Source organism: Ruegeria sp. AL12 (assembly GCF_056540885.1).
On the sequence record NZ_JBQFXN010000178.1, the window covers coordinates 1 to 577 of the forward strand.

Here is a 577-nt window from a genome sequence, read left to right on the forward strand (position 1 = left end):
AACGTCGTCAGCCATGTACGCCGGTCAGACGTCGATAATGTTCGCAACTTGCTGTCTGAGTTTCCGTATCTGGATGTCGGCCATGTTACGGGCGACGCTGATCAGGGCGCGGTGATCGATCTTGTCTACGTCGATCAGAACCATCGCAACGAAAAGCAAACGGGTTTCATGAACCCGATCCTGCCCGACGACATCGAAGACCTGATGGATTGCGAGGCTTTCGTTTTCGTTCCGATCACGGATTTCGAGGTTCCGTTGGAAACGATTCGATACATCAAGGCCAACAGCGATGGTCTGGTTGTATTTGATGCGCATGGCCCCACCAGCGGGTGTTCTGCACATGGCGAACGGTATCATAAATTCTGGATCGACCGAGATCGCTGGCTTCCACATATCGACCTTCTAAAGATGAATTTGGAAGAGGCTCAATGCAGTTGGTTCAAGGGAGAATACGGTTCTGACGAGTTGCAGGAAATAAGCGAACTCACGATGGACCAGTTGCCCAAGTTCGCCCAACACTGCCTGGATCTGGGCGTCAAGGCGCTCTACGTCACGCTGGATCAACACGGCTGCGCCG

At 53.0% G+C, this 577-nt stretch carries 1 protein-coding gene; it reads left to right on the forward strand.

The window, feature by feature from the left end:
- Positions 1–577 (forward strand): hypothetical protein (locus ACR0C6_RS22085; protein ID WP_480621332.1); only part of this gene is annotated, 577 nt, incomplete at both ends.